The following is a 1566-nucleotide window of genomic DNA, read 5'->3' on the forward strand; positions in this document are numbered from 1 at the left end:
ACCAACCACACCCGTGACGGTGTCCACGGTTTGATCGCCATAGGTCAGCCGATAGATGCTGTCTCCGCTTTCGGCATAGCCATCGAGCCAGGAACGCGACATTTCCAACCGGCCATAGGGTGAAACCAGCCACGTTTCCTGACGAAATTCGTAGGCCGCCGTCAGAGACCCGAACATCTGGCTGCCGTCGCGTTTGCCGTCGGTCAAACTTCCGTCTGTCGTGATGAAACGGATGGAATCAAAATCCAGAATGCTGCCGCCCACCAGCGCATCGATAAAGAAATTGTCGAGCGGCTTGAAACTGCCATAGAAGGCAGCGCTGTAAGCATTGGCACGGCTTTCCGTGCCGTTGTCACCAATGTCGGTCCGATCCCGCCCATAGCCTACGCCAAAACCGGCCACGAACCGTTCCGAAAACCGATAGTCGATACCGCCACTCACGCCCACAAGCGTATAGTCCAGATCGAGCTTGCCACTATCGCGCTCACCAAAATTGACGAAGCCGCTGCTCCAGAATGCGAATGGTCCAAGGTCAGGGTCCAAAGCTGGTGCGGGCTGTTCCGGGTCCTTCAGGCCGATCACCTTGCCCGGAAAAGCATTGCGCTTTTCCGGCGCATAGCCAAGGGCCGCATTGGGCGTTGCAGACGCTGAAGAAGACCGGTCGGACGGGTCCACCGATGCCGCGTTGGACGCCTGCCCGCCGAGCCGTACACCGAGACTGGACTTTCTGCGGTCGCCTTCATCATGCAATTGCTCAAGCCGGTTTTGAAAATTCCGGGTTTGAACTTGCGCAAAACGTCGTGCCGCACTTGTCTGCGCGTTCAACAGGCCGATCACTTCGGGATCAAGCGTCGGGTCCGGGAAGACCGGCACCGCACGGCTGACAACCACCGTGTAGCTGCGATTGGCGCCGCTTGGCGCAGTTACAACAATCGAAACCGTATTCGCACCAACCCCCAACCCCACCGGAGCGCTTGAACTTCCCGACGCAACATTGCTTCCTGCAACACTTACCCGGGCGGAAGGCTCGGAAACGGTTGGCACGAATGAAATGCTCTCGACACCATTCTCGACATTGACAGAATAGCTGAGCGTCTCCTTGTCAAATGCCGGGTCCAGCGATCCGACGCTCGGAACAAGGCTCGCAAGCGTTGCATCCGCCGACACGGCGCGCGTGACATTCACCATATAGCTGCGTGTCGTTCCATTTTGCGCAATGACGACAACCGTTAGGGTCGTATTGCCGATGCCCAACGGGAACGCACTGCTCGCGCTACCGGACGCAACGGCTGCTCCGTTGACCGTGATGGTTGCCGTCGGATCAGCGGCAGTGGGCGTCAGTTGTAACGACGATGTTTCGGTTGGAACCGCCAGCGCGTAAGTCGTCGCGCTCGGCGAAAATGCCGGGTCAAGAGATCCAGCGCTCGGAACAAGGCCCACCAGTTCGGCATTGCCGGACTGCGCGCGAATGACATTGACCGTATAGCTCTTCGTGGTGGTTCCATCCTGCGCGGTAACAGTCGTGGTAACCGTGTTGCTCCCCACCACCAATGGGATTGAAGCGCT

The 1566-nt window shown here is 58.4% G+C and carries 1 protein-coding gene; it reads right to left on the reverse strand.

Translation table 11 applies throughout. The features are described 5' to 3' along the window. Positions 1 to 1566, reverse strand: a 1566-nt coding sequence (locus D8666_RS23900; RefSeq protein WP_147438036.1) for a cadherin-like beta sandwich domain-containing protein, incomplete at both ends; no start/stop codon positions are given.

This window comes from Ochrobactrum soli, from assembly GCF_003664555.1.
GTDB classification, from domain to species: domain Bacteria; phylum Pseudomonadota; class Alphaproteobacteria; order Rhizobiales; family Rhizobiaceae; genus Brucella; species Brucella teleogrylli.